Source organism: Caballeronia sp. BR00000012568055 (assembly GCF_029439455.1).
Lineage (GTDB): Bacteria > Pseudomonadota > Gammaproteobacteria > Burkholderiales > Burkholderiaceae > Caballeronia.
Genome location: NZ_JAQFVG010000020.1, coordinates 18,639 through 20,757 on the forward strand (window position 1 = coordinate 18,639; position 2,119 = coordinate 20,757).

Annotated in this window: 2 protein-coding genes; one reads left to right on the forward strand and one right to left on the reverse strand. The window is 56.5% G+C overall.

Features of this window, described 5'->3' with window-relative positions; all coding sequences use genetic code 11:
• The first annotated feature begins 256 nt into the window (after positions 1 to 256).
• Positions 257 to 955: a hypothetical protein gene (locus P7F28_RS02180; RefSeq protein ID WP_277182800.1), complete on the forward strand. Its 699-nt coding sequence runs from the start codon at positions 257 to 259 to the stop codon at positions 953 to 955.
• Between the two features lie 135 nt (positions 956 to 1,090).
• On the opposite strand, the gene P7F28_RS02185 is transcribed toward P7F28_RS02180, so the two are convergent.
• Entirely contained in the window at positions 1,091 to 1,369 is a 279-nt protein-coding gene (locus P7F28_RS02185; protein WP_277182801.1) for a hypothetical protein, read from the reverse strand.
• Positions 1,370 to 2,119: the final 750 nt, after the last annotated feature.

A 2,119-nucleotide genomic window follows, 5' to 3' on the forward strand; every position in this document is an offset into this window, starting at 1 on the left:
ATCCGTGAATCACGTCGCCCGCGCATTGCGCGCTTTTCGTGACAGAATGCCGATGCATAAATATTCAATTGTCTTGATCATTCACTGACTTCGCTTCTGATCTCGAGTTGCTCCCAAACGACTATCACCCATTCGAAACTTTTGGAAGCGTGAGCGTCGCGTGCGTAATACACGACCGAAAGACCAAATTTCTGGATCGTAGTTTTCCGATAAAACTTTCATATACTTCCTGCTCCAGAGCTTCGAGAGCAAAACCATGTGGCAAGTGCAGTGGCACCAAATGCCGGCATTCCTCACGCAAGTCGATTGGCCGAAATGGCTTGCGATCGTCGGCACCGCGAGTGTGGTCAGCTCCATAGTGGTGCTACTGATGCAGGGCGCAAGGAACAGAGTTATCGGTAAGCGCGAGCGAAGCGACGCGGCATTGGAGATCGCTATGTCCCTCGAAGCGTACGCGCGCGCATGCCGATCCATGATTCATCGTGCTGACTGGGCACGCAATGAAGTCGAGCGCACCGAGCACCGCGATGCAGTGAAGACTGTTGCGCTGCCTGCGTTTCTCTATCCTGAAAACATCCAATGGCGCCAGTTCAGTCAGCGGGTCGTATCCGAGTTGCGAGACTTCCCTGCACGGGTTCATGCCGGACGCGAAGAGCTAAAGGCTTTCGCTGAGTTTGGCGACCCTGCCGCATTCTGCGTTGAAGTCAGTCTGGAGAGCGCGAAGGCGGCTCGTGACGCGTTGGCCCTGGCGCGGCAGGCGAGAAAGAAGCACGGTTGTGTCGCGTGGCGACCCGGTGCGAAGGATGCTGATCTGGATCGCGAGCTAACCGACTTGCTCGCCCGTGCGGAGAAGGCGCGACAGGCAAGGCGCGATCGTGCGGGTGCATTTCACCCGAGTGAATCGGGTACCGGCGTTGACGCAAGCGCGTCCGGCTCACGCGTCGCACTGTCGTAGCAACTCCGGTTCGCTACCAAGATGCTGCGTAGTCACGTTTCTATGCCTTTGCTCGAATAGCAGAGCACCCATTCAGTCGCGTTGACGACTTGTTGCCGATCAGCTCAGTCCCTTGGATTGGTCGAGCGAAGAAGTTCAGACGGCCTTTCGCATTTCCTCGACAACGCAATAAGACCACTTCGCGCCGTAGTCTATCGACCCAGCCGCATAGCGTTCGGCGCTGACGACCTCATCCATTGTTGGAACACGCAGGCCGAGCTTCTGCGCTTGGTGCGTTGCCTCGCGAAACACGGCATCGCGTTCTGCAGCCTGCCACTGGTCGATGCTGCGTCCTTTGCGTTTCGTCGCCTCAGCCTGGAACGCGTGGTAGATGCTACGAGCAGGCTCGTGGCGGGGTTCGAAGATGTCTTGCATGAAATGTGTCTTGTAAGTGCGGTCCAAGGGTAAAGCATGCACCGCTTTGGTTTATTGCAGCTTCTGCAGCAAAGTCGCTATCGAACCTGGCGATACATGGCCGGACCGCCGATCAACCCAATCGCTGTGATTTCGGTTTGACCGTAATTGCGCGGTTCCTTGCGGACTTCGTATCCGTCTTCATCTCTGTGAAGTCGCGCCAAATGCTCCGCAACCGTGGCAACTTCATTGCGCACTGCCGCCAGATCACGCATCACCAGATCGCCGGGGAGCGACCCGAGACATTCCAATAATGTTGGCACGTCAATTCCCTATTTCCGTGATTCAAACCGGCGTTTCACTGATATGCGTCATCTCACACCGTGCCGTAGCGCGTCAAGTCTGGCGATCCGCAGTGCGACCAGGAGACGCCGATGTAACGTATGCGAGCCCCGATCAACACGTCGGTGGTCGGATGCGCACTGAGATTGCGAAAGCGCGTGAGGGAATCCAAGTGTTCGAAAACTACCTTGCCAACCTTCACAAGGGTTGACTCGACGCGCACTTCCGACAGCGTGTCGCTGTGGACAAGATCCGCGTATTGCAGAACGAAGAAGCCTTGCGACCACGCGCTCTCACAGGGCTGAAGCCACCGCCTCGAAAAGACGCACGGACGAACCCGACGAACCTGAGGCTGTACTCATCGACTGATGATTTTCCTTGCTGTTTGTCGGCCACGGAGTCAATTGCTTTCTTTCGATCGCCGCGTGA